This is a genomic window from Roseibium sp., assembly GCF_965232425.1.
In the GTDB taxonomy this organism is placed as follows: domain Bacteria; phylum Pseudomonadota; class Alphaproteobacteria; order Rhizobiales; family Stappiaceae; genus Roseibium.
In genome coordinates, this window is record NZ_OZ246971.1 from 3,255,782 (window position 1) to 3,277,574 (window position 21,793).

Consider the following 21,793-nt stretch of genomic DNA (forward strand, 5'->3'; position numbering starts at 1 on the left):
CTTTCAACAATTTGGAGTAACACTTGACGCGGGCAAGCTTTCGCGAATGGCCGACGCTGGCCTTGATTCTGACGGCCGCGGCAGCATGGATGCTGCTGATCGGCAACTACACATCGCTGGGTGGATGGATCGTATGTCCGCTTGCGGTTCTTGTGGTCACCCTGCAATCGTCGCTGCAGCATGAAGTTCTGCATGGTCATCCGACACGCAACCCGGCAGTGAACGAGGCGCTGGTCTATTGCTCGCTTGGGCTCTTCATTCCCTACCGCCGTTTCAAGTCGCTGCATTTGCGTCACCACAACAATGACCGGCTGACCGATCCCTATGATGATCCCGAAACCTTCTACATGGCGTGGTCGGACTGGCAGAAACTGCCCGCTTTCCTTCAAGCAGTGCTGACGGTCAACAATACCCTGCTCGGCCGTCTGCTGATCGGTCCGCTCGTGTCGGTCATCGGTTTTCTCGGTTCCGAGCTGAGGATGATCCGCGCCGGGGACAAGATTGTCCTGCGCGCCTGGCTGCATCACATTGCGGGCGCTGTTCCGGTCGTGGTCTTCATCACCCTGGTCGGCGGGATGCCGCTCTGGCTCTATGTCTGCTGCATCTCCTATCCCGCGATGAGCCTTCTGATGCTGCGCACCTACGCCGAACACCGGGCCCATGACAGCGCAGAAGCCCGCTCGATCATCGTGGAATTCTGCCCGCTGTTCTCGCTTCTGTTCCTCAACAACAATCTTCATGTTGTCCATCACGCCCATCCGCGTGCGGCGTGGTATGACCTGCCGGCGATGTACCGCGCAAACAAACAGACCTGGCAGCAACGCAACGAGGGATATGTGTTCAGGAGTTACCTGCAGCTTGCCGCAAATTTCCTCTTCAAGGTCAAGGAACCGGTCGCACATCCCTTGAGACGCCGGCCTGCGGGTGAGGCCGACAGGTGAACCGCCGGAGCTATCACCCTGTCCGGTTGCCCATGTATGACTGGCCGCAGGTCAGGGCCGCGACCGAGCGTCTGGAAACCGCGTTGCAGGACGCCCTTGCCGGCACACTCGGACTTCCCTCCTCCGACTGCGTCCCCTGGCCGGAGGAGCGGGGTCTCGAGGTCGACTGGCTTCAGCCGGGCCTGCTCCTCAGCCAGACCTGCGGCTATCCGCTGACGCATGCGCTTTCCGGCCGTGTGCGGCCCGTCGGCGTTCCCCACTATGCCGCCGACGGCTGCGACGGCGGACGCTATTGTTCGTATCTTGTCGTGGCCCGGGACAGCGGCCACCAAACGCTTGCCGATCTGCAGGGCAGCCGGGCGGTCTATAACGGGCCTGACAGCCAGTCGGGCATGAACGTCTTTCGGCATGAGGTGTCCCGGATCGCCGGCGGTGCACCGTTCTTTTCATGCGTGAAAGAGAGCGGCGGTCATCTGGCGTCCCTGCACGCCGTTGCAGAGGGTATGGCCGACATCGCAAGCGTCGATGCGGTCTGCTGGGCGCTTGCCTGCCGGGAATTGCCCGATCTTGTCTCGCGGCTCCGGTCAATCGGCCGGACCGGTTCCGTTCCATGTCTTCCGCTTGTGACATCGCTGAGGTTCTCGGAGGCTGACGCCGAAAAAATCGCGGTTGCCGTGCAAGCCATTTTTGCAGACGCCGCGTTTGCTGAAGACCGGGACACGCTCCTCATCAATGGATTTTCGCCCGTATCGGAAGCGGACTACGCACCGATCCTTGAAATGGAACGCGAGGCGGCAAGACGCGGCTACCCGGAGCTCACCTGACACTGTTCGAGACTCTTGGGGCTACTCGGTGAAAAGCCGCTCGTTCTTCGAAAAATACGCGATCGCGAAGTCGACGAAGGCGCGCACCCTGGCCACCCGGCGCAAGTCCCGGTGATACAGAAGCCAGACCGGATAGCCCGGCTGCAGCGGCACATCCGGCACGCGCACGAGACGCGGATCGGCATCGCCGGTGAAGGCGGGGATCTTGATCAGCCCGAGCTGTTTCGCGGCCGCTTCGATCTGCATGGACACCTCGGGAAGGACGTGCCGGACCGTTGCGTTCGGAAACGGGCTTTCGGCCACCCAGTCCTGCAATTCGCTCCAGGCGATCCAGTGCGCGCCCTTGCCGCCGGTCGCAAGCAGATCCCCGTGCCTTCGCAGATAACCGGGCGCCGCATAGACGGCCTGAACGAAGGTCAGGAGTTTCCGGCCGAGGACGTCTTCGTCGACGTTGCGGGCCACCCGCAGGGAAATATCGGTTTCCAGGCGCTGCAGGTCGGAGACGCGGTTTGTCGAAATCGTGCGGACCGAGATTTCCGGAAACTGCTCTGAAAACGCAAACAGCATGTCGGACAGCAACCCGTGCGACAGGGCCGGGGGCAGGCTGAGGCGAACTGTCCCCGCCGGTTCCAGATCCAGACCCGAGAGTTTCCGCGTGATCGTGTTGGCCTGGGTCTCCATTTCCTCCGCCGGCTCGATCAGTGCCTCGCCTGATTGAGTCAGTTGCAGGCCGCTTGTTGTCCGGTCGAAGACGCGTGTCCCCAGGCTTGTTTCCAGCGCGGAAATGGCCCTGTGTACGGTGCCGTGATTGACCCCGAGTTTCTCGGCGGCCTGTCTGAAACTGCCGCAGCGCACGGCGGCAAGAAACGTGCGCACGTGATCCCAATCAAGATCCGGCTTCATGTCAAACTCCCGCTTGTCCCCTGGTGGATCGTTTTTTATCCGCTCTGGTGAATTTGGGTGTATTCCATTTAAAAATCAATCCGCCACATTCTCACCCGGACGCGCAATCAGCGCGGTTTCCGGTAACTGACAAAGGTGGATCGAGAATGACAGTGGAAACCAAAACCGGTCTTGGGCGGCGCGCCCTGCTCAAAGGCGCAGCGACCGGCGGAGCGGCCCTGGCGCTGATACCCGCGCTTCCGGCAGCTGCACAACAGACTGAGAAGTCGCTGGGCTCCGATCCCGCGGCGCCCTACGGTGTGCCGATCGGCACCGCGTTTCCCTTCCGGAAGAAAGAGATGCCGGTTCTCGATTCAAGCATCGCCTATGTCGACGAGGGTGAAGGGCGGCCGGTGGTGTTTCTGCACGGAAATCCAACCTCTTCCTACCTTTGGCGCAACATCATTCCGCACGTATCGGACGGATACCGGACCATTGCCCCCGATCTGATCGGCATGGGTGACAGCGGCAAGCCGGACAGCGGCTACCGGTTCGAGGATCATGCGCGGTATCTCGACACGTTCCTCGATCAGCTGGATCTGACCGACGCCATCCTGGTGGTTCATGACTGGGGGTCGGCGCTCGGCATGCGCTATGCCCGCCTGAACCCGGAGCGCATATCCGGTCTGGTCTTCCTGGAAGCCATCGTGCCACCGGTGCTGCCGGTCGCATCGTTCGACGACATGCCCGGACCGCTAGCCGACTTCTTCCGACTGATGCACAGCGACAAGGGTGCCGACATGGTGCTCAACCAGAACTTCTTCGTCGAGTTCGTGCTGCCGCAAATGGGTGTCGTGCGCGCCATGTCCGAGGCTGAGATGGATCACTACCGCAAACCCTTTCCGACACCTGAAAGCCGCAAGCCGGTCCTTGCCTGGCCGCGCGAGGTGCCGATCGAAGGCAAGCCCGCCGACGTTGTCGAAGAGGTGAGGCTCAACGGTGAATGGCTGCTGTCGAGCCAGATCCCCAAGCTGATGTTCTATGCCGAACCGGGAGCCTTGATGCCGAAGCCCGTCGCGGACTACCTGGCGGCGAATGTTGTCAACATCGAAGCGCGTTTCGTCGGAGCCGGATCGCATTTTCTGCAGGAGGATCATCCGCATGTCATCGGGCAGGGCATTGCCGACTGGCTGCGCAGGATCTGATCTCGTTCAAAACACAGGAGGAAACAATGGCGGAAGTCGTCGTCAAGCAGGATGTGAATGCCCCGCTGGCCGATCTCTGGCGCAGCTGGGACAGTTTCGACGAGATCTACAGGTTCAATCCCGTCATCAACCAGTCGCCGCTCCTTCCAAGGAGCGTACCGACCGGCATGGGCGCCGAGCGCATCTGCAGGCACATCGACGGGAAAACCTATCTCAAGGAACGGATCATCGGCTATCAGCCGGAGGAGCATATCGTCGTCGATATCTTCGACGCCAACCTGCCGCTCAAGAAGGCCGTCGTGACCCTGGATTTCGAGGCGCTGTCTCCCGATCGGAGCCGTGTGACCATGCGGATCACCTTCACGCCGAAATTCGGACCGGTCGGGTGGCTGATGACGCCCCTGATGAAGTCGCAGTTCAGGAAGGGCCTGTCGGATCTGTTGTCGGCAAATGCCGGTTTTGTTGAAAAAGGTGTCGAGGTTCATCCGAAGGTGGCTGCCTGAGTATTGAAGTGTGTCATTTTAAGACATTCGTTAACGATGTTCTTTTTTGGTGACACACTTTTCTGGTGAATTCGGCTGAAATGCTGGCGCAAAAGTTAACAAGGCGTTACGATTCTCGGTAACTCAATAGTTAACAGTGAGTGCGTCATGAAAACGGTTTTCAAATCAGTCGTTGCCGCAGCAGGTCTTCTTGCGGTTGTTTCAACCGCCGCATATGCCGAGAGCGGCACCACCCGCATCGTGCACGACGAACCCTACGGGGCGATCGTCACCAAGGAAGCCGGTGTGCTGGTTTTCCGGGGTCTGCCGCCGACCCGCAAAGTGATCGTCAACCCGGAAGGGAAAACGCCGCTTGACCTCAAAATGACCGAAGTGCGCGAAACGAATGTCGTCGTCTTCACCCGCGACGACTACTCCCGCGGACTGGGATCGAAGGTCCTGCGCCTGAAGTGAGCGAATCCGATTGCCGGGCCGTCATGTTGAACGGCCCAGCAGTCTTTCGTCGTAGGGATAGGTGCTGAGGCGCTCGTATCCCCTGTCGGTGATCAGAAGCTGTTCTTCAAGCTTCACGCCTTCGTGGCCACCGTGCCGGCCGACATAACTCTCCACGCAAACGACCATTCCGGGCTCAAGGCTGCCATCATAGCCGCCGCTTTCCCAGTCGGACGGATAGGGTACCGCCGGGTATTCATCGCACAGGCCGACCCCGTGAAAGAGCACGGAATACCGGTTTGCAAGATAGTCGTCCGGCAAGCTCACGGCCTTGTGTGACAGCTCGCGAAAAGTACGTCCAGGTGCGAGCATGCCGATATTGGCCTCGATCTGCTCATGGGCCATCTGGTAGAGGCTGCGCTGCTCGTTGGACGGCATGCCGGAGCCGCAGAGCCATGTTCTGGAAATATCGCAGCACATGCCGTAAGGCCCGACAAGGTCCGTGTCGAACGCGACCAGGTCGCCATCCTCCATCACGCGGGACGATGCCTCCTGGAACCAGGGGTTGGTGCGCGGACCGGACGCCAGGAGCTGGGTCTCGATCCATTCGCCGCCCCGTCTGATGTTGCCTGCATGCAGGATGGCCCAGAGGTCCCATTCCGTCATCCCGGGTACGAGCGCATCTTCCATTTCCCGCATGGCCGCCTCGCAGGAGGCTATCGAGCGGCGCATCGCCTTGATCTCGTCGGCGCTCTTGATCGACCGTGCCAGTTCCATGACCTCTTCACCGTCATGGAATTCCAGCCCATGCGCCTGCAAGGCCGCAACGCCTTCACGGCGAGCCTTGTCGAGCGCAATGCGATGGTTGCCGCCGCCATGGGTCTTGACCAGATCGGCGAGCTCGTCCGCCCATCTGAGCGCAAGTTCCTCTGAGCGCGGGCCGGCTTCGAAGTAGAACCAGGGAATGCCGTGGCGGACTTCGTCGACCAGCAGGTTGTGCCCGGACAGGTGTTCGCAGTGGTGGAAATCGAAGGCTACGACCGGTCCGTCCAGGGCAACGAAGGTGTAGCGGACGGCGTTGTGCGTCGACCAGACCTGCATGTTGGTTGCGTCTGTCGCGTAGCGGACATTCAGCGGGTCGCACAGGATGGCGGCGCTCAGGTCGTATTTTTCGAGCTGCCCGCGGATCCGGGCGAGCCGGTAGGCGCGCATGGCGTCCAGGTCGGGGGCTTCCAGACCCTGTGCGGCCCATTCGGCTTCGGCGAGGTCGCCATAGCCGAGTACATGCCTGTTCAGCGCCGTCGCCTTTTCGCTGGCATAGGCTGCGAGCGCCTCGTAGCCCGCCCCATCACCCGGGTGAAGCGGCAGCTCGGCCGGCATGATCTTCCGTCTGTGGCGGCCAAAATGTTCCGTGTTCATGGCGCTGACACCTCCTCCCTGTGTAGCCGGGCCTTGTCGTGATTTACATGCGCATGCGTTCGGCTTGCGGATCGAACGGGGGATCGGGAAGGATGGTCGCCTTGCACATTTCGCCCAGGATTTCGATTTCAAACGCGCCTTCGCCGGTGTCTTCGGCAAGCTCTGCGGGGATGTATCCCTGGGCCAGAGACTTCTTCACCCAATGGGCGTAGCCGCCGGAGGTAATCCAACCGATGACCTTGCCGCCATGCCAGACCGGTTCATCGCCCATGACGTCGGCATCTGAGGCGTCGACAGCAAAGCTGACGCGCCGCTTCGCAGGGCCTTGCTCGAATTCGGTTCTTGCGGCCTCCTGGCCGATGAAGCGGTTTTTCGACAGCTTCACGAACCGGCCGAGATCGGCTTCATACGGCCCGTAGATCGGACGGAATTCGCGGAACCAGGTGCCGAAATTCTTTTCAAGGCGCAGCGACAGCAGCGCCCGCATGCCGAAATTGCGGATGCCGAATTCGGCCCCGGCCTCCATCAGGGCCTCATACACCTGGCGCTCATATTCCGGCGTCATCCAGATCTCGTAGCCTAGGTCACCGGTATAGGTGATCCGGTTGACTTTGCACGGCGCATTGGCCACGTCCATTTCACGGAAGTCCATGAACCGGAAGGCCGTGCCCGATACGTTTTCTCCGGTGACTTTCTCAAGCACCTTGCGTGCATTCGGACCTGCGATGGAGAGACCGACCCAGCCGAGGTTGATCGCCTTCAAGGTCACCGACCCGTCTTCCGGAAGGTGCTTCTCGAACCAGCGCATGTGATAGACCTCGGCCTGCGAGGATCCGAACATGTAGAACGTTTCATCGGAGGCGCGCGCGATGGTGAAGTCTCCGATCAGCTTGCCGTTTTCGTTGAGCATCGGTGTCAGCACGATGCGGCCGACCTTCGGCATGGTGTTGGTCATCAGCAACGACAGGTAGGCTTCCGCGCCAGGTCCGCTGATCTCGTATTTCGCGAAATTGGCGATTTCGGTGATGCCGACACTCTCGCGCACCGCGCGGCATTCGGCGGCGACATGCTCAAAGTCGTTGGAGCGGTGGAAGGAGAAGATATCCTTGGCCTCCACGCCCTCCGGCGCGAACCAAAGCGGCGTTTCGAGCGCCCAGCTGTCTCCCATCACAGCGCCCTCAGCCAGCATGCGGTCATAGAGCGGGGTGGTCTGATGCGGTCGGCCAGCCGGAAGTTCCTCGTTCGGGAAACGGATGCGAAACCGGCGGCGGTAGTTTTCCTGCACCTTCGCGTTGGTATAGGAGAGCGTCGCCCAGTCGCCGTAGCGGGCGACATCCATGCCCCAGATATCGTAGCCGGGATCGCCGTTGATCATCCAGTTCGCAAGTGTCAGCCCGACACCGCCGCCCTGGCTGAACCCGGCCATCACGCCGCAGGCGACCCAGTAATTCCGGAGACCCCGGACCGGCCCGACGAGCGGGTTGCCGTCGGGGGCGAAGGTGAAGGGGCCGTTGATGATCTGCTTGATGCCCGCCGTCTGCAGCGCCGGGAAGTGCTCGAAGCCGACTTCGAGTTCCGGCGCGATACGGTCGAGATCCGGCGCGAGCAGTTCATGGCCGAAATCCCAGGGCGTCTCGCGCGGGCTCCACGGACGGCAGTTCTGCTCGTAGGTTCCCAGCAGCATGCCCTTGCCTTCCTGGCGCGTGTAGATCTCGCCGCCGAAGTCCAGGATGCCGATCAGCTCCTTGCCCGTTGCCTCGTTGTGGGCGACGACCTCCGGCATTTCGTCGGTCAGCAGATACATGTGCTCCATCGCGAGTACGGGCAATTCGAGACCGACCATGCGGCCGCATTCGCGCGCCCACAAGCCGCCGGCATTGACGACATGCTCCGCCCGGATGGTGCCCTTGCTGGTGACGACGTCCCAGGTGCCGTCCGGCGTCTGCATCAGCTCCTCGACCTTGGTGTGCCGGTAGACGGTCGCGCCGTTCACCCGCGCGGCCTTGGCATAGGCGTGGGTCGTGCCGGAGGGGTCGAGATGGCCTTCGATCGGGTCCCAGAGCGCACCGATGAAGTGTTTTTCGTCGAGCATCGGGAACATGGCCTTGGCTTCCAGGACTGAGATCAGTTCCAGCTCCATGCCCAGATACCGGCCCTTGGCCTGGGCGAGGCGCAGAAAGTCCATGCGCTCGGGCGTGTCCGCCAGCATCACGCCACCGGTCAGATGCAGGCTGCAGGACTGGCCGGAAATCTCCTCCAGTTCCTTGTAGAGATCGACCGTGTAGCTCTGCAGCTGCGCGACATTGGGATCGCCGTTGAGCGTGTGGAAGCCCCCGGCCGCGTGCCAGGAAGATCCGGAGGTGAGCTCGTCGCGCTCGACAAGGACGACGTCCTTCCAGCCAAGTTTGGTGAGGTGGTAAAGAACACTGCAGCCGACAACGCCGCCACCAATGACAACGACCTGAGTGTGAGTTTTCATGCGTCTGCTCCGGACTGACCGCCAGGGTGCGGCGGGGTCTTCAATAGGATGATCTAGAAATCGGTGGGGACACCGCCTTCGGCCTTGCGCCGCTCGACAAAGGCGGTGACTTCCTCGTCGATCGCGGGGTCGAGGGCCGGCTGCTCGTAAGCCTCGAGCGCTTTCTTGTAGAGCATGTTGGCCTTGTCATAGGCGATCGGACTTCCGGCCTCCGACCATGTCTCATAGTTGCGCCAGTCCGACACGATCGGCGGGTAGAAGGCGTCCTTGTAACGGGCCTGCGTGTGTTCGGTGCCGAAGAAATGGCCCGCAGGCCCCACGTCCTCGATCGCATCGACGGCAAGGGATGCCTCGGATACGTCCAGAGGGGTCAGGTATTCGGCGATCTTCTGCAGGAGGTCGATGTCGGCGATGAATTTCTCGAAGCCGGCACTCAGGCCGCCTTCAAGCCAGCCGGCGGCATGCTTGATCAGATTGGCGCCGCCATTGATCGCGCCCCATTCCGACAGCGTCGTCTCGAGCGCCGCCTGATAGTCGACCGTATTGGCCGCGCAGACACCGGAGGAGCGGAACGGCAGCTTGTAGCGTCTTGCAAGCTGGCCGCTGACCAGTGCCGCCTTCATGTATTCCGGCGTGCCGAAAGCCGGTGCGCCGGACTTCATGTCGACATTCGAGGTGAAGCCACCATAAATGACCGGTGCTCCCGGACGGACAAGCTGCGCGAAGGCAATGCCTGCCAGGGCTTCGGCGTTTTGCAGTGTCAAGGCACCGGCGACGGTGACAGGTGCCATCGCGCCGGCAAGCGTGAAGGGCGTGACGACGGACACCTGCCCGGCCCTGGCCATCTCGATGATGCCTTGAAGCATGGGGGTGTCGAGGCGCAGCGGAGAGGACGTGTTGATCACGGTCAGCGTGCAGGGCGTGTCGACAAGTTCCTCGTGTGTCAGACGGTTGGCAATCCGGGCGAGTTCGATGCCGTCGTGGTTGCGTTCCTTGCCGAGCGAATAGAGATGGAGGGCCTTGTCGGTCAGGCGGATCGCGTCCGCGATGCAGTCCAGGTGCCGGATGGAGGCATGAAGGTCCACCGGTTCGACAGGGTAGCCGAGCGGCGCATGGATGATGTTGAAGAACTGGCCGAGTTTCAGGAGCTTCTGGAAGTCCTCCCTGTTGCCGGGCCTACGGCCGCCGTCGCGGTCGACGACATTGGGCGTGCTGGCAACGCAGGAGAACACGATCGCGTCGCCGCCGATCTGAAGGTCGTGGTTGCGGTTGCGGGCGCGAAGCGTGAATTCGGCGGGCGCCTTGGCGATCAGTTCCTCGACCATGGCGCGGTCCATGCGTACGCGGTCTTCGCCCGGTTTCACCTCGGCACCGGCGGCCTTGAGCATCGCCTTTGCTTCCTCGTGGAGGAAGTCCATGCCAATTTCTTCCAGCACGCGCATGGAGGCATCGTGGATCGATTCAAGTTCGTCTGCCGAAATCGCTTCGATCGGTTTGAAGATGTGCCGCGGCTGCCTGAAGGGTTTTTGCGGGAAGAGATCCGGTCCCGCCTTTTCGCCTCCGCCCCTGCGGCGGCGACCGCGCCGTGGGGTGGCCGTTTCTTTCAAGGCAACAGTGCCAGCTTCGTCCGTCATCCGATCCGCCATTGTTTCGCGATTTGCGGGTCTTGCGTCGCCGTGTGGCTTGACCGGCAAGATCGCAGGATGAGCCGACTGTAGCGGAGAGCCCTGTTTTTACGGGCAGTCTCAGAACGACGGCCTTTGCTTCAACTCCGACATGCCGGACGCGCACCAGGTTCCATCAACAGACTTCTTTCAAAGTTAAGCTTGACGAACTGGAGCTTCACAGCGATCAGAGATCAGTCAAATGGAATGTGGACCCAACCGGCGTGAACGAACGGCTCACCGATTCAGATCTTCTTGCCTTCCTCAAGGGCCTGTTGCCGGTCAAGGACTGGGGCAGCGCGCGCCTGCGCCCGCTTCCAGTCAACTACACCAGCCGTTTCTGGCGTCTCGACACGCCGGAACGGATCTTCGTGGTGAAGGAATTTTTTCCCGGCGCTGAAGTCAATCCGCTTTATCCGACCTTGCCGGACCAGGAAGCCGAGGCGCTGACTTTCCTGGCAAGGTACGACCTTGCGCCTGCGCTGGAAACCTACACCCAAAGCCCGTCCGGAACCCCTTTGCTGGTCTATGGCTACGGGCCGCCGGTGACCGACCAGATCGATGTCGGTGAAGCCGCCGAGTTGATCGGCCGGATCGCCGAACTCAAGGAGCCGGTGCCCGGACATCGGGAAGTGCCGGCCGGATATCACGACGTCCTGGAAAACGGAGATGCGATGCTCGCCGCCATTCCGGACAGCCGGAAGGCCGTGAACCTCAAGCGGCTGAGGCCGGGTGACGATGCCGTCAAACGGCGGAAGATCAAGCGCGTGCTTGTGCATCGCAGTTTCTGCCTCGGGACGATCCAATCGACCGAGGACGGGGCGCGCATGATCGACTGGCAATTCGCCGGGTATGGCGATCCGGTCGAGGACATTGCCGGCTTCGTGTCGCCGGGTCTCCTGAAGCTTTATGGATTGCATCCCCTGGTCGCCTATGCGGAAGAAATGTTCCTGAAGCACTATCCGAACCAGGAAACTGCCGAAAGGTTCCTGGAAGAGCGGAGCGCCTATCACTGGCGGCTGGCGGCCTATTGCCTGTTCCGGCATGAAACGCTCGGCCAGACCAATGCACCGGCCGCGCGCGCCTATGGGCGTGCGCTGGAAGAAGAGGTTGATCTGCTGCTCAGGCTCAGAAGCAAGTAGTCTTTCGAAAAGTTTGCCGTGTAATCTTCCTGTCATGGACGGGCGATAACCGCAGGGCATGTCCATTTCGGTTTCTTCAATTTCGAAATCATTCGGTCCGCACAGGGCTCTGAACGACGTGTCGCTCTCCATTGAGACGGGAACCTTCTTTGTCGTTCTGGGCCCGTCGGGCTGCGGGAAATCGACCCTGTTGCGCACCATCGCTGGCCTTGAGCCGATCGATGCGGGACGCATCGCGCTTGGCGGCAGCGAGGTTGCATGTAACGGGTTCCATATGGCACCCGAGCATCGGCAGGTCGGTGTTGTCTTCCAGTCCTACGCCCTCTGGCCGCACATGAGTGTGTCCGGCAATGTCGCCTTTCCACTCGAATCGGCAGGACAAAAGCGTGGTGACGTGTCTGCGCGGGTTTCGGATTGTCTGGAGACCGTATCCCTGACGGCCTTTGCGAGCCGAAAGCCGGCGGAGCTATCGGGCGGTCAACGTCAACGGGTGGCGCTTGCCCGTTGTCTCGCCCAGGGTGCGAAAACCGTTCTGATGGATGAACCGCTCGCCAATCTCGATCCCCATCTGCGCAGCGTCATGGAGGAAGAGCTGGCTGCGTTTCATGAAGCGAGCGGTGCCACGACCCTGTTCATCACCCATGACCAGCGTGAGGCGATGGCGCTCGCCGACAAGGTGGCGGTGATGTGGGACGGCGAGATCCTGCAGGTCGACGAACCTGACGCCATCTACCGCCGTCCGGGTTCCCTGCATGTTGCCGGATTTATCGGGCGCAGCTCCCTGGTGCCGGTCCAGGTCGACGATGTGATCAGTGTGCAGGCGAAGGTGTCGCTTGGACGCAGCTCGATCCTGTCGGACTGCACAGCCGGAACTGCGGTCGGACCCGCGACGCTTCTCATCCGGCCGGAGCATCTCGTTCCCGATGCCGAGACCCCGGATCTGGAGGGAACGGTTGTCCGCACAGTCTACCGAGGCGGGGCCTGGGACGTGTTCGTCGCTGTCGACGGGCTCGAAGACCCGCTGCTTGTGACACTTCATGCCAAGGCAGTGGCGGGCGACGTCCTGCCGCTTGCGGTCACGCGCAGCTGGGTGCTGCCAGACCAGTGCCCATGATGCCGTTGTTATCGGTCCTTCCAGGGGATTGTCCCCGCCGGAACCCGGTCTGAAAGCGCGTTCATCGCCAGCATGATCACCAGGGTTGCTGCGACAACTGTCACGGACATGGCGGCTGCCAATGTGGTGTAGCCGCCGTCCTCATAGTTGAAGATCGTCGTTCCGATGGTTTCGTTGCCTGTCGACCAGAGGAGCGCCGAAACCGTGACCTCGTTATAGGCCGTCAGGAAGACCAGGATGGCGCCGGAGGCAGCAGACGGGGCTGCAAGCGGGGCGAATATGCGTCTCATCCGGGTGAAGAAACCGGCACCGGATACCCGCGCTGCATCTTCAAGGGACCCGTCCATCTGGAGGAAGGCGGCCAGAACCGGTTTCAGGCCGACCGCCAGAAACACGGAGACATAGGCGATCAGGATGATCCACAAGGTGCCGTAGAGCGAGACATTGAGAACCGGCACCGGGCGGATGAATGCCAGGATGAACGCAATCGACATCACCAGTCCCGGCACCGCGAATGCGATTTCGGACTGAGTCAACGCAAGTCCTGCCCATTGGCGATGTGCCCGTCTCCTGTGGGTCAGGAAGTAGCCGAGCAACAGACTTGCCGCCGCGATGACGAGCGCTGCAATGCCGGCAATCAGTGTGGAGTTAGCAAAGGCCCTCAAGGTGACCGACTGCCGCCAGACGACTTCCACGAAATTCTCCAGGGTCAGCGTGTCCAACCCCGGCGGCAATCCGTAGGTCCGGACCAGGGACGTTGCGATCAGGGATGCCGCCGGCAGAAGCAGAACCAGGGCAACGAAGCCCCAGAGGAGCGCCTCGATGTAAGGTCGTTTCCGTCCGAGAGAAATGGCAAGAGGATCCTGCGGCAGCCCGATCAGGCTGGCACGCATGCGCCTTTGCAGAAGGCTCTGGATCATGATGGCCAACAGCGCGACCACTGCGAGGATGACGGAAATCACTGCGACATTCGGCAGGATATCCGGTCCGAAGCTTGCCAGGCGGCGCCAGACCAGGACCGGCAGCGTGGTGTAGCGCGCCGGAATGCCGATGAGCGCGTTGATGCCGAAATTGCCGAGCGCCGCGACAAAGGCAAGGGCGAAGCCGGCAAGCAGGTAAGGGCCGAGGAGTGGCAACGTGATCCGGCGCAACAAGGTCCAGGTTCCGGCACCGGATATGCGGGCGGCATCCGACAATTCCCGCGGAAACGATCTCAAGGCAGCACGTACAAGCAGAAAAACGAGGGGGCTGTTCTGAAGCGTGAGAAGAAGCACGAGCCCTTCGCGGGAATAAAGGGGGTGGGTGGAGCCGAGTTCCGGCGAAATCCCCAGCCAGCGCAGAACCGGGCTGGCCGGCCCAAGCGCCTGGATCCAGGCTATTGCCGTCACGTGCGGGGGGATCATCATCGGTAGAAGAAGCAGGAAGACCAGCAAACCTTTGGCCCGGATGTCGGTCAGGCCGACAAGAAGGGCGAGCAGGGTTCCGAGCATCGTTGCTGCAAGTGCGGACAGAAAACTGCTTTCGATCGAGTTCCACAGGGCGCGTTGCACGGAACGGTTCTGGATCGCTTCAAGCAATGGTGCCAGGTCCAGCCCGGTTTCCCCGGTCAGGCCGGTCCTGAATAGCAGGAGAAGCGGGAGGCCGCAGATCGCCGTTGCACCGGCGACGAGCGCGGCAAGGGTTGCTTTTTCCGAGGGCGAAGACGTTTGCAAGGGGATGAGCAGTACGACTTGTGGAATGAAAGCACGTCAGCGCAGCTTTGGCCGCGCTGACGCGTGAATTTTCAAGCTTGCCAAGATCAGCCGCCGAAGATCTCCGTGAACTTGATCTTGTTGGCCTGGTCCTGTTCCAGCGCTGCAGCCGGGTCGAACTCCATGAGCTTGATTTCGTCGCGAGCAGGAAAGCCTTCCGGGGCCGCGACAGCCGGGTGTGCCGGCAGGTAGCCCTGGGAAGAGGCAAGCTTCTGGCCGTCTTCTGAAATCAGGAAATCGACAAAGGCCTTTGCGGCGTCCGGGTTCTGTGCGGTGGAGAGGATCGCAACCGGCTCGGTCACCGCGGAAACGCCTTCTTCGGGAAAGACGAACTCAACCGGAGCGCCTTTGAGTTTTTCGCGGATCGGCAGGAAATCGACAACGAAGCCGTAGAGTTTCTCACCGCCTGCAATCGCCTTGTAGGTGCCGCCGTTGCCACCCTTCGGGTTGGCGCCCTGATCTGCAAGTCCCTCGTAATAGGCCCAGCCGAGGTCCGGATTCGAGGTCAGGGCTGCCATGTGAATGGTTGCCGCACCGGAGGTGAGCGGGGACGGCATGGCCAGCTTGTCCTTCGCCTCGGGCTTCAGAAGGTCCTTGTAGGACGTCGGCTTCATCGGCGCATTGATGTTGTAGACAATGCCGCTGGTGATCAGCTTGGTGGAGAAATAGGTCTTGTCGCCGTCCATGATGGCCGGGTCGTAAGCCGAGACATCTGCGCCCTCATGCGCCATCAGCCGGCCTTCCTTCTTCAGGCCTTCCATGGTGACCATGTCGGCGATCAGAAGCACATCCGGTTTCGGTGCGCCGGCCTCGAACTCCGCGCGCAGCTTTGCCATCATCTTGGTGGTGCCGTCACGGACCCACTCGACTTCGACACCCGGATGTTTTGCGGTGAACGCGTCAACGGTCGCCTGCGCATCGGCGTTCGGCTGCGACGTGTACAGCACCAGTTTTCCGGAAACATCGTCCGCGAAGGCAGGCGTGGATGCCATGGCCAGAAGGCCGGCTGCGATCAACATGTTCTTCATCTGACTAATCCTTTGAGCAAAGCCGCTGGAGGATGCGGGTGCAAAGGTGGTTAGCAGGCTTATGTGACAGTCTTTTTCGATCGCCGGGGAGAATCACGGGATCGGGTCGTTTTCCGGATTCCGGTTTCAGGTTTTCGTGATCGGCCGCAAGATACGGGATGCCTGTACCGCGATCCTCGCTTGCAGCCATTGCCCGGAAGAGACGGGTCGGCTATCACCTCGTAACGACAATTTAAATCGATCTGAGAAAGGCTTCCTTGATGAGTTCAAACGGCGCTGTTGCGGAAATCGGCCTGATCGGCCTGGGCACGATGGGCGGCAACCTTGCTCTCAACATTGCCGAGAACGGATTCCAGATCGCGGTCTATAACAGGACCACGGAGAAGACCGACCAGTTCATGGAGAAGGCCGGGGACCTGGCCGGAAAACTCGTCCCCACGAAAACACTCGAGGAGTTTGTCGCCTCGATCAAGCCGCCGCGCGCCGTGATCCTGATGGTGCCGGCCGGTGAGGCCGTGGATGCACAGATCGAGGCGCTGCGCCCGTTGCTCGATGCCCAGGACCTCATCATCGATGCGGGCAACGCGAATTACCACGATACAAACCGGCGCGCTGCCGCCTCCATGGAACACGGACCCCGCTTCATGGGGATCGGCGTTTCCGGCGGAGAAGAAGGGGCGCGCTACGGGCCGTCCATCATGGGCGGCGGTGCAAGCGATGCCTGGGACCAGGTCGGACACATTCTGGAAGCCATCTCCGCAAAGCACGAGGGAGAGCCCTGCGCGGCTCATCTCGGCGAAGCCGGTGCGGGTCATCTGGTCAAGACGGTTCACAACGGCATCGAATATGCCGACATGCAGATGATTGCCGAGGTCTACGGTGTCATGCGCGACGGGTTCGGCATGCCGGCTGCGGACATCGGCGCCGTTTTCGACACGTGGAACCAGGGCATCCTGCAATCCTACCTGATCGAGATCTCGGGAAAGGTGGCGACCACAGCGGATCCGGATACGGGCCGGCCGATGCTCGACATCATTCTCGACCGTGCCGGGCAGAAGGGCACGGGCCGCTGGACGGCCATCGAAGCCCTGATGCTGGGCACGCCCGCCAGCACCATCGAGGCGGCGGTTGCCGTGCGCAACATGTCGTCACGGCTTGACGAACGGACGGCAGGAGAGGCGGAGTTCGGTGCCGCGCCGACGGCTCTCGGCCGGGAACTGATCGCCATCGACGCGCTGGAGGCCGCACTCGTGGCCGGCAAGATCGTCTGCTACGCGCAAGGCTTCGGACTTATTCTGGAGGCGGCGCGCCAATATGGCTGGGCCATGCCCCTGCCGAAGATCGCGAAGATCTGGCGCAACGGCTGCATCATCCGCTCCGCCATGCTCAACGACATGTCGGCTGCGCTTGCCGAGGATGCGGAACGCAACCTGATGCTGGCGCCTTTCTTCTCGGCCAAGCTGAAGGAAACCGAAGCCCAGCTGCGGCAGGTGGTGGCGAAGGCGGCCCTGCACGGACTGCCGGTCCCGGCTCTGTCCGCAGCGCTGTCCTATTTCGACATCATGCGCACGGCGCGCTCGACGGCGAACATGCTGCAGGGCCAGCGGGACTTTTTCGGCGCGCACGGTTTCGAGCGCACGGACAAGGACGGAAGCGGCTATCACGGCCCCTGGGCGATGGGCTGATCGGCCAGCAAAAAAAAGCCTCCGCGATCGTTGCGGAGGCTCTTTCGTGATCTCATTCAGACCAAATCATCCAGACGACAGCCAACACCCTCATCCTGAGGAAACGCTTGAGCGCTGTCTCGAAGGATGGGCCGCCGTCCGCAGTCTATGCCGCCCATCCTTCGAGACGGCCCTGTCGGCTCTCCTCAGGATGAGGCTGGAGAGCTGGTGTCGCCGGCCGTCTGCCTCATCCGCAGAGCCTCGGTCAAATGACCCTAATTGGCCTGAAAATGCTCCAGCTGACACCGTGAGCTTTAAAGTCAGCTGCCTGCCTGCAGGCCGGTATCCAGCAATGCCTTGATCTGCTGTTCGCTGGTCCCGGCTACGATGCGGCCCAGCTCCTGGTCGCCTTTTAAGACGAGCAGGGTGGACCGGCGCGGGATCTTTCGCGACGTGGTGACTTCGTGACCACCATAGGCATCCCAGTCGACACGGACGAAAACCATCGTCTGGTCGTAAGCCGGGTTGGCCTGGCGCAGGGCGGAGATCACCCGCTCCTGGCGCGCGCAGGTGCTGCACCAGGAGGCGGCATAGTCGACGAAGACCGTCTTTCCGGCAGCAAGATGCTTCTGGATGAGCCCCGGCGAATAGTCGACCATTCCGTTTGCAAACGCGGTTGCGGGCAGCAGGGCTGCCGTGAGGGCGGCGCCAGCAGTTGTCATAAGAAAGCGACGGCGGTTCATGTTCGTTCCTTTCCCTTCACTTCAAGATCAAAACCGGACCGAAAGATCCTGCAGCCAGATCGGCATCACGCTCAGGGCCCACGCGTCGAACATCTTGTGGACGTTGAGCAGCAGCAGTACGCCGACTGCGATGAATACGACCCCCATCAGGGGTTTGGATTTTTCCGCCAGGCCGCACAATCTGTCGGCCCTGCGGCGGATGGTTTCTCCCGCACCGAGCCCGAGACCGACGATGAAGGTCGAAACGCCGAGTGCGAAGAAGGACATGATGGCGGCGGCCCAGGTGAGGCTCTGGCCCTGGGAGGCAAGGGCGATCGCGCCGCCGAGAGTCGGACCGATACAGGGCGACCAGACCGCACCGAGCAGGGCTCCACCGAGAAACTGGCCGCGCAGGCCACTGGTGTCGGTGCTGTGCAGCTTTTGTCCGGCCGAGCCGGAAAAGCCGGCCGTGGCAAGTTCGAAGCGCTGGCTGAAAGCGGGCACCAGCAGCACGAGGCCGAACACGATCATCAGCGTTGCCCCGACCCTTGCCATGACATCCTCGGTCAGGCCGATGGCGTAACCGACCGTGGACACCAGCATTCCGACGGTCACGAAGGAAACGCTCATTCCCGCCGCAAGCGCGATAGGTGCACGCTTGTCCGCATTGAGCGCTGACGCAAGCACGATCGGCAGAACCGGCAGGACGCAGGGATTTATCAGGGTCAGAAGACCGGCAAGATACGCAAGCGGCAGTTCAAGCATATTTGTCAGCACACCTTTGCAAGAGCCCGTTCCGGTCGCGGAACGCCGGAACACACCTCGATTCAGACCTGTACTTAGGCAAAGGCCGGCGACCTGTCCGCTAACGCCTCTTCACAAATTTGTGGGGTCGGGCCTGCAGGCCGGTTACCGGCCTCATTGTGCCAGTCCGAGTGCGGCCATGTTCTTGATCGAAACGGGCACGTCGGCGTGATCGCGGACCTCGATAATGAGGCGCGGGTCGCTTTCCAGTTTCGACAGGGCCGCAAAGACCGCGTGCCAGTTGATGGTTCCCTCGCCAAGCGCCCAATGGCGGTCGGCATAGCCATCGGCATCTTGAAAATGCACGTGGCGCAGATCGTTTCCGGCCGCCTTCACGTAGTAGTCGACAGGCGGTGCGCCCCTGGAACCGTGGGCATAGTGGGCATGGCCCGTGTCGATGGAGACTTTCACCATCGGGGATCCGAAACTGTCGGCGAGTATCTTCCTGAGATGCGGATCGATGTCCTCGATGTTCTCTATGACGAGTTCGCAGCCGATATCCTCGGCCCGCTTGACGGCGTCCATCATGGTCAGGTGGCAGAGTTCGATCTTGCGCGCGCGAGCGCCTTCGAAATTATCGAGATTGTTGTGGTCCCACGTGGAATAGGGGCTGTGCACGACCATGTGCGTCGCGCCGAGCGCTTCGCAGACTTCGAGACCCTGCAGGAGGCGCTTTCTGACCACTTCGCGCACGTCCACATCGACGGCATCGATTGTGAAGCCCCAGAAGGGCCCATGGATGCCGAGGCGGCCTTCGTGCCCGTCGAGCAATGCCGTGGCGCGCTCCACAAGGGGCATCCAGTCTCCGTTGAGAACCTCGCCGGGCCAGAAATCCTGAAGCTCAAGGTCCCGGGGCATGTCGAGCATGAGCTTGCGATGGGTTTCCAGGCTGTTGACGTTGAGCGCTGCGCCCAGGATCGGAAGGGTCGGCATGATATACCTTCAAAGAAAGTGAATCTGTGTGCCTGATACGGTGCAATCCTTGACAGTATTGCGACGCCCGGGCAAGGGAAGGTCAGTATCCACGTTTTCGGTCGACGTGATCGGGAACTGCGCCCGTTTCCAGGAACGTCTTGAGATTGTTTGCCACAAGCCTTGAGGCCGTGCTGATGATTGTCGGGGCGGAGATATGCGGAAGCACGGTGATTTTTTCATGCCGCCAGAGCGGGCTTTCGGATGGCAGCGGCTCTTCATCGAAGACATCGAGAACCGCATGAGACAGGTGCCCCGTGTCGAGACCGTCGACCAGTGCACCGGTCTCGATCACCGGGCCGCGCGCGAAATTGATGATCGCGGCGCCGTGCTTGCATGAACTGAATTCGTCCGTGCCGAGCAGTCCCCGCGTCTGATCCGTCAGGGGGACCAGAATGACGACGATGTCGGCCTCGCCAAGGATTTGTTTCAAACCGTCCGGCCCGTGAAAACAGCGGACCCCGTCAATGGTTTTCTCCGACCGGCTCCAACCGGCGACCGTGAACCCGTTGGCCCGCAGGCGCTGCGCGGAAGCCGTGCCGAGATTGCCCAGTCCGAGCACTCCGACCGTCCGTTCCGCCGGGGTTTTCAGAAAATGCTCCTGCCACACGCCCCGGCGCTGCTGCGCCATGTAGCGGGGCATGTCGCGATGCAGGTAGAGCGTCCAGGCCAGAACCGCCTCGGACATGGTTTCAGCCATTTGCGGGTCGGCAAGCCTGACAATCAGCGGACCCTCTTCCGGCAATTCGGACATCAGCCGTTCAACGCCGGCCCACAGGCTCTGCACCCAAACCAGGTTTGGCAGGGCCGCGACATGGGCCGGGTCCGGATTTGCGACGATGGCAACTCTGGCGGCAAGACGCTCCTCTTCGCTGAGCGCGTCGAACGGTTTGAGTTCGGCCAGGTTGCTGAGCGATCTGGACAGTTCCTGCTGCCAGACCTCCCGCTCGTGCGAATGGGCTTCGGGAATGAAGGGAACAACTGGCTTCATCAATGGCAGCTCCGGAAAACGCATCGCTTCGCAAACGCGATCCGTGCGCATGAAAGGGAAAGTCCTGACCCTAGTGCAGGAGCGGCGCCCGGCACAAGAGAAAGGCAGCGTGGCAGAAGCCGGTCCGGACGCGGTACGCCAGCCGGAACGCACCCCGGCGCAAGACGGCTCATATCGGCAAACAGGAAGTTGCCGGCGACCCGTGAGCGGAAGCGTGCACAAGCACGGGGTATGCATAAACCGTTAAGACACCTGCCGCCGCACTCGTTCGAAACCACAGTCCGGAAACGCGTTCGCGCTGAAATAAGTTAGTAATTTTTACGATATCTTTTGCTGATTTGTATGTTTTTCTTCAGTAAAGTCAACATGTTGAGAGGTTTTGTAGGTTGATCGTGCCGCAACTTTTCCGGTTTCGATCCACTTTGAGTAAAATTTTATCGGTATTATTATCAATGCTGAATGGGTTTGTTTGCAAGAACATCAAAGTCCGGCAAGGCCATTTCCGCCGAGTGGTCCGGGCACGCCGTCATTTTCGAAATCGTGTTCTGAAAGCCTCCGCAATGTTAGCGAAAGTCAAGTCAACGCGCGTCGACAGTGCCTATGACCGTCTGAAAGACGAGATCCTGCAAGGTGTGCTGCCGCCCGGATATCAAGCCCCGGAACCTGACATTGCCAGTCGCCTCGGCATGAGCCGGACACCCGTCAGGGAGGCCCTGATCCGGCTTGAGGCGGAAGGGCTGATCGATCTGATCCCGCGCCGCGGCGCACGCGTTGTTGCGATCTCGCAGAAGGACTTTCGCGAGATTTTCGAGATACTTGCCGTGTTAGAAGGCCTGGCGGCACATGCCGCCGCCAAGTTCGATGTTGCAAGCGATCCGCTCTCAGGTCTTCGCCAGGTTCTGGAGGAAGGTGAGACGGCGCTTCGGGCAAAAGACATTTCGGCCTGGGCGCAACTCGATGACACGTTTCACCGCCTTGTTGCGGGGATGTCGGGCAACGACAGACTGCATTCGGAGATCTGCAGTCTTCTGGACCAGGTTTTCAGGGCGAACTCCGTGCTGCTCCGGCTGAACAATGCCCCTGCAGCGCGCGATGCGACGCATCGCAAGATTGTGGACGCGATTGCTGCCGGCGAGGCGGAGCAAGCCGCTGAGCTTGCCAGTGCGCACCGCCTCAGCGGTCTGAAAACGATGGACGATCTGCTTCGAAACAGCGGCCTTTCCTATGTGTGACCGGTGACGGTCCGTCCAGCTGTT

At 61.3% G+C, this 21,793-nt stretch carries 19 protein-coding genes; 9 read left to right on the top strand and 10 right to left on the bottom strand.

Features of this window, described 5'->3' with window-relative positions:
- Window positions 1-23 precede the first annotated feature (23 nt).
- On the top strand, window positions 24-941 hold the full coding sequence (locus tag ACO08A_RS15025; RefSeq protein WP_422036821.1) for a fatty acid desaturase: 918 nt from the start codon (window positions 24-26) through the stop codon (window positions 939-941).
- Window positions 938-1,765 (top strand): phosphate/phosphite/phosphonate ABC transporter substrate-binding protein, encoded by an 828-nt coding sequence (locus ACO08A_RS15030; RefSeq protein ID WP_422036822.1) that lies wholly within the window; start codon window positions 938-940, stop codon window positions 1,763-1,765. The genes ACO08A_RS15025 and ACO08A_RS15030 overlap by 4 nt, the downstream gene beginning before the upstream one ends.
- Window positions 1,766-1,786: 21 nt before the next feature.
- Here ACO08A_RS15030 and ACO08A_RS15035 read toward each other — a convergent pair whose 3' ends face one another.
- A complete protein-coding gene (locus ACO08A_RS15035; protein WP_422036823.1) occupies window positions 1,787-2,668 on the bottom strand; it encodes a LysR family transcriptional regulator in 882 nt (293 codons plus the stop codon).
- 146 nt (window positions 2,669-2,814) lie between these two features.
- Here ACO08A_RS15035 and ACO08A_RS15040 point away from each other — a divergent pair, with 146 nt between their 5' ends.
- The 3 genes from ACO08A_RS15040 to ACO08A_RS15050 all read left to right on the top strand — a co-directional run bounded on the left by ACO08A_RS15040 (window position 2,815) and on the right by ACO08A_RS15050 (window position 4,808).
- On the top strand, window positions 2,815-3,852 hold the full coding sequence (locus ACO08A_RS15040; RefSeq protein ID WP_422036824.1) for a haloalkane dehalogenase: 1,038 nt from the start codon (window positions 2,815-2,817) through the stop codon (window positions 3,850-3,852).
- 26 nt (window positions 3,853-3,878) lie between these two features.
- Window positions 3,879-4,355: an SRPBCC family protein gene (locus ACO08A_RS15045; RefSeq protein ID WP_422036825.1), complete on the top strand. Its 477-nt coding sequence runs from the start codon at window positions 3,879-3,881 to the stop codon at window positions 4,353-4,355.
- 147 nt (window positions 4,356-4,502) lie between these two features.
- Window positions 4,503-4,808, top strand: a complete 306-nt coding sequence (locus tag ACO08A_RS15050; protein ID WP_422036826.1) for a hypothetical protein — start codon at window positions 4,503-4,505, stop codon at window positions 4,806-4,808.
- A gap of 21 nt (window positions 4,809-4,829) precedes the next feature.
- Here the strand turns inward: ACO08A_RS15050 and ACO08A_RS15055 are convergent, their stop codons facing one another.
- Genes ACO08A_RS15055 through ACO08A_RS15065 form a run of 3 tightly spaced genes read right to left on the bottom strand, consistent with a single transcriptional unit; the run spans window position 4,830 to window position 10,319 of the window.
- Window positions 4,830-6,206, bottom strand: coding sequence for a M24 family metallopeptidase (locus ACO08A_RS15055; RefSeq protein ID WP_422036827.1), 1,377 nt, complete (start codon window positions 6,204-6,206; stop codon window positions 4,830-4,832).
- Window positions 6,207-6,249: 43 nt separating this feature from the next.
- Window positions 6,250-8,685: a GcvT family protein gene (locus ACO08A_RS15060; protein WP_422036828.1), complete on the bottom strand. Its 2,436-nt coding sequence runs from the start codon at window positions 8,683-8,685 to the stop codon at window positions 6,250-6,252.
- Between the two features lie 53 nt (window positions 8,686-8,738).
- The gene (locus ACO08A_RS15065; protein WP_422036829.1) at window positions 8,739-10,319 is read right to left on the bottom strand and encodes a trimethylamine methyltransferase family protein; all 1,581 of its coding nucleotides are present in this window, start codon (window positions 10,317-10,319) and stop codon (window positions 8,739-8,741) included.
- A 254-nt stretch (window positions 10,320-10,573) separates the two neighbouring features.
- Here ACO08A_RS15065 and ACO08A_RS15070 point away from each other — a divergent pair, with 254 nt between their 5' ends.
- Together ACO08A_RS15070 and ACO08A_RS15075 are read left to right on the top strand one after the other, a co-directional pair.
- Entirely contained in the window at window positions 10,574-11,491 is a 918-nt protein-coding gene (locus tag ACO08A_RS15070) for a phosphotransferase (RefSeq protein WP_422036830.1), read from the top strand.
- Between the two features lie 58 nt (window positions 11,492-11,549).
- Window positions 11,550-12,605 carry an ABC transporter ATP-binding protein gene (locus ACO08A_RS15075; protein WP_422036831.1) on the top strand — a complete coding sequence of 352 codons (1,056 nt, stop codon included), beginning with the start codon at window positions 11,550-11,552 and terminating at the stop codon, window positions 12,603-12,605.
- Between the two features lie 8 nt (window positions 12,606-12,613).
- Here ACO08A_RS15075 and ACO08A_RS15080 read toward each other — a convergent pair whose 3' ends face one another.
- Window positions 12,614-14,317, bottom strand: coding sequence for an ABC transporter permease (locus tag ACO08A_RS15080; RefSeq protein WP_422036832.1), 1,704 nt, complete (start codon window positions 14,315-14,317; stop codon window positions 12,614-12,616).
- An 86-nt stretch (window positions 14,318-14,403) separates the two neighbouring features.
- Window positions 14,404-15,384, bottom strand: coding sequence for an extracellular solute-binding protein (locus ACO08A_RS15085; protein ID WP_422036833.1), 981 nt, complete (start codon window positions 15,382-15,384; stop codon window positions 14,404-14,406).
- A gap of 260 nt (window positions 15,385-15,644) precedes the next feature.
- On the opposite strand from ACO08A_RS15085, the gene gndA reads away from it, so the two are divergent.
- The gene (gene gndA / locus ACO08A_RS15090; RefSeq protein ID WP_422036834.1) at window positions 15,645-17,069 is read left to right on the top strand and encodes an NADP-dependent phosphogluconate dehydrogenase; all 1,425 of its coding nucleotides are present in this window, start codon (window positions 15,645-15,647) and stop codon (window positions 17,067-17,069) included.
- 299 nt (window positions 17,070-17,368) lie between these two features.
- Here gndA and ACO08A_RS15095 read toward each other — a convergent pair whose 3' ends face one another.
- The 4 genes from ACO08A_RS15095 to ACO08A_RS15110 form a co-directional block, all read right to left on the bottom strand.
- Window positions 17,369-17,791 (bottom strand): thioredoxin family protein, encoded by a 423-nt coding sequence (locus tag ACO08A_RS15095; RefSeq protein WP_422036835.1) that lies wholly within the window; start codon window positions 17,789-17,791, stop codon window positions 17,369-17,371.
- Window positions 17,792-17,818: 27 nt separating this feature from the next.
- Window positions 17,819-18,535: a cytochrome c biogenesis CcdA family protein gene (locus ACO08A_RS15100; protein WP_422036836.1), complete on the bottom strand. Its 717-nt coding sequence runs from the start codon at window positions 18,533-18,535 to the stop codon at window positions 17,819-17,821.
- A 153-nt stretch (window positions 18,536-18,688) separates the two neighbouring features.
- Window positions 18,689-19,507, bottom strand: a complete 819-nt coding sequence (locus ACO08A_RS15105) for a sugar phosphate isomerase/epimerase family protein (RefSeq protein WP_422036837.1) — start codon at window positions 19,505-19,507, stop codon at window positions 18,689-18,691.
- A gap of 82 nt (window positions 19,508-19,589) precedes the next feature.
- The gene (locus tag ACO08A_RS15110) at window positions 19,590-20,537 is read right to left on the bottom strand and encodes a 2-hydroxyacid dehydrogenase (RefSeq protein ID WP_422036838.1); all 948 of its coding nucleotides are present in this window, start codon (window positions 20,535-20,537) and stop codon (window positions 19,590-19,592) included.
- Window positions 20,538-21,097: 560 nt separating this feature from the next.
- On the opposite strand from ACO08A_RS15110, the gene ACO08A_RS15115 reads away from it, so the two are divergent.
- Window positions 21,098-21,769 (top strand): GntR family transcriptional regulator, encoded by a 672-nt coding sequence (locus tag ACO08A_RS15115; RefSeq protein ID WP_422036839.1) that lies wholly within the window; start codon window positions 21,098-21,100, stop codon window positions 21,767-21,769.
- The last annotated feature ends 24 nt before the right edge of the window (window positions 21,770-21,793 follow it).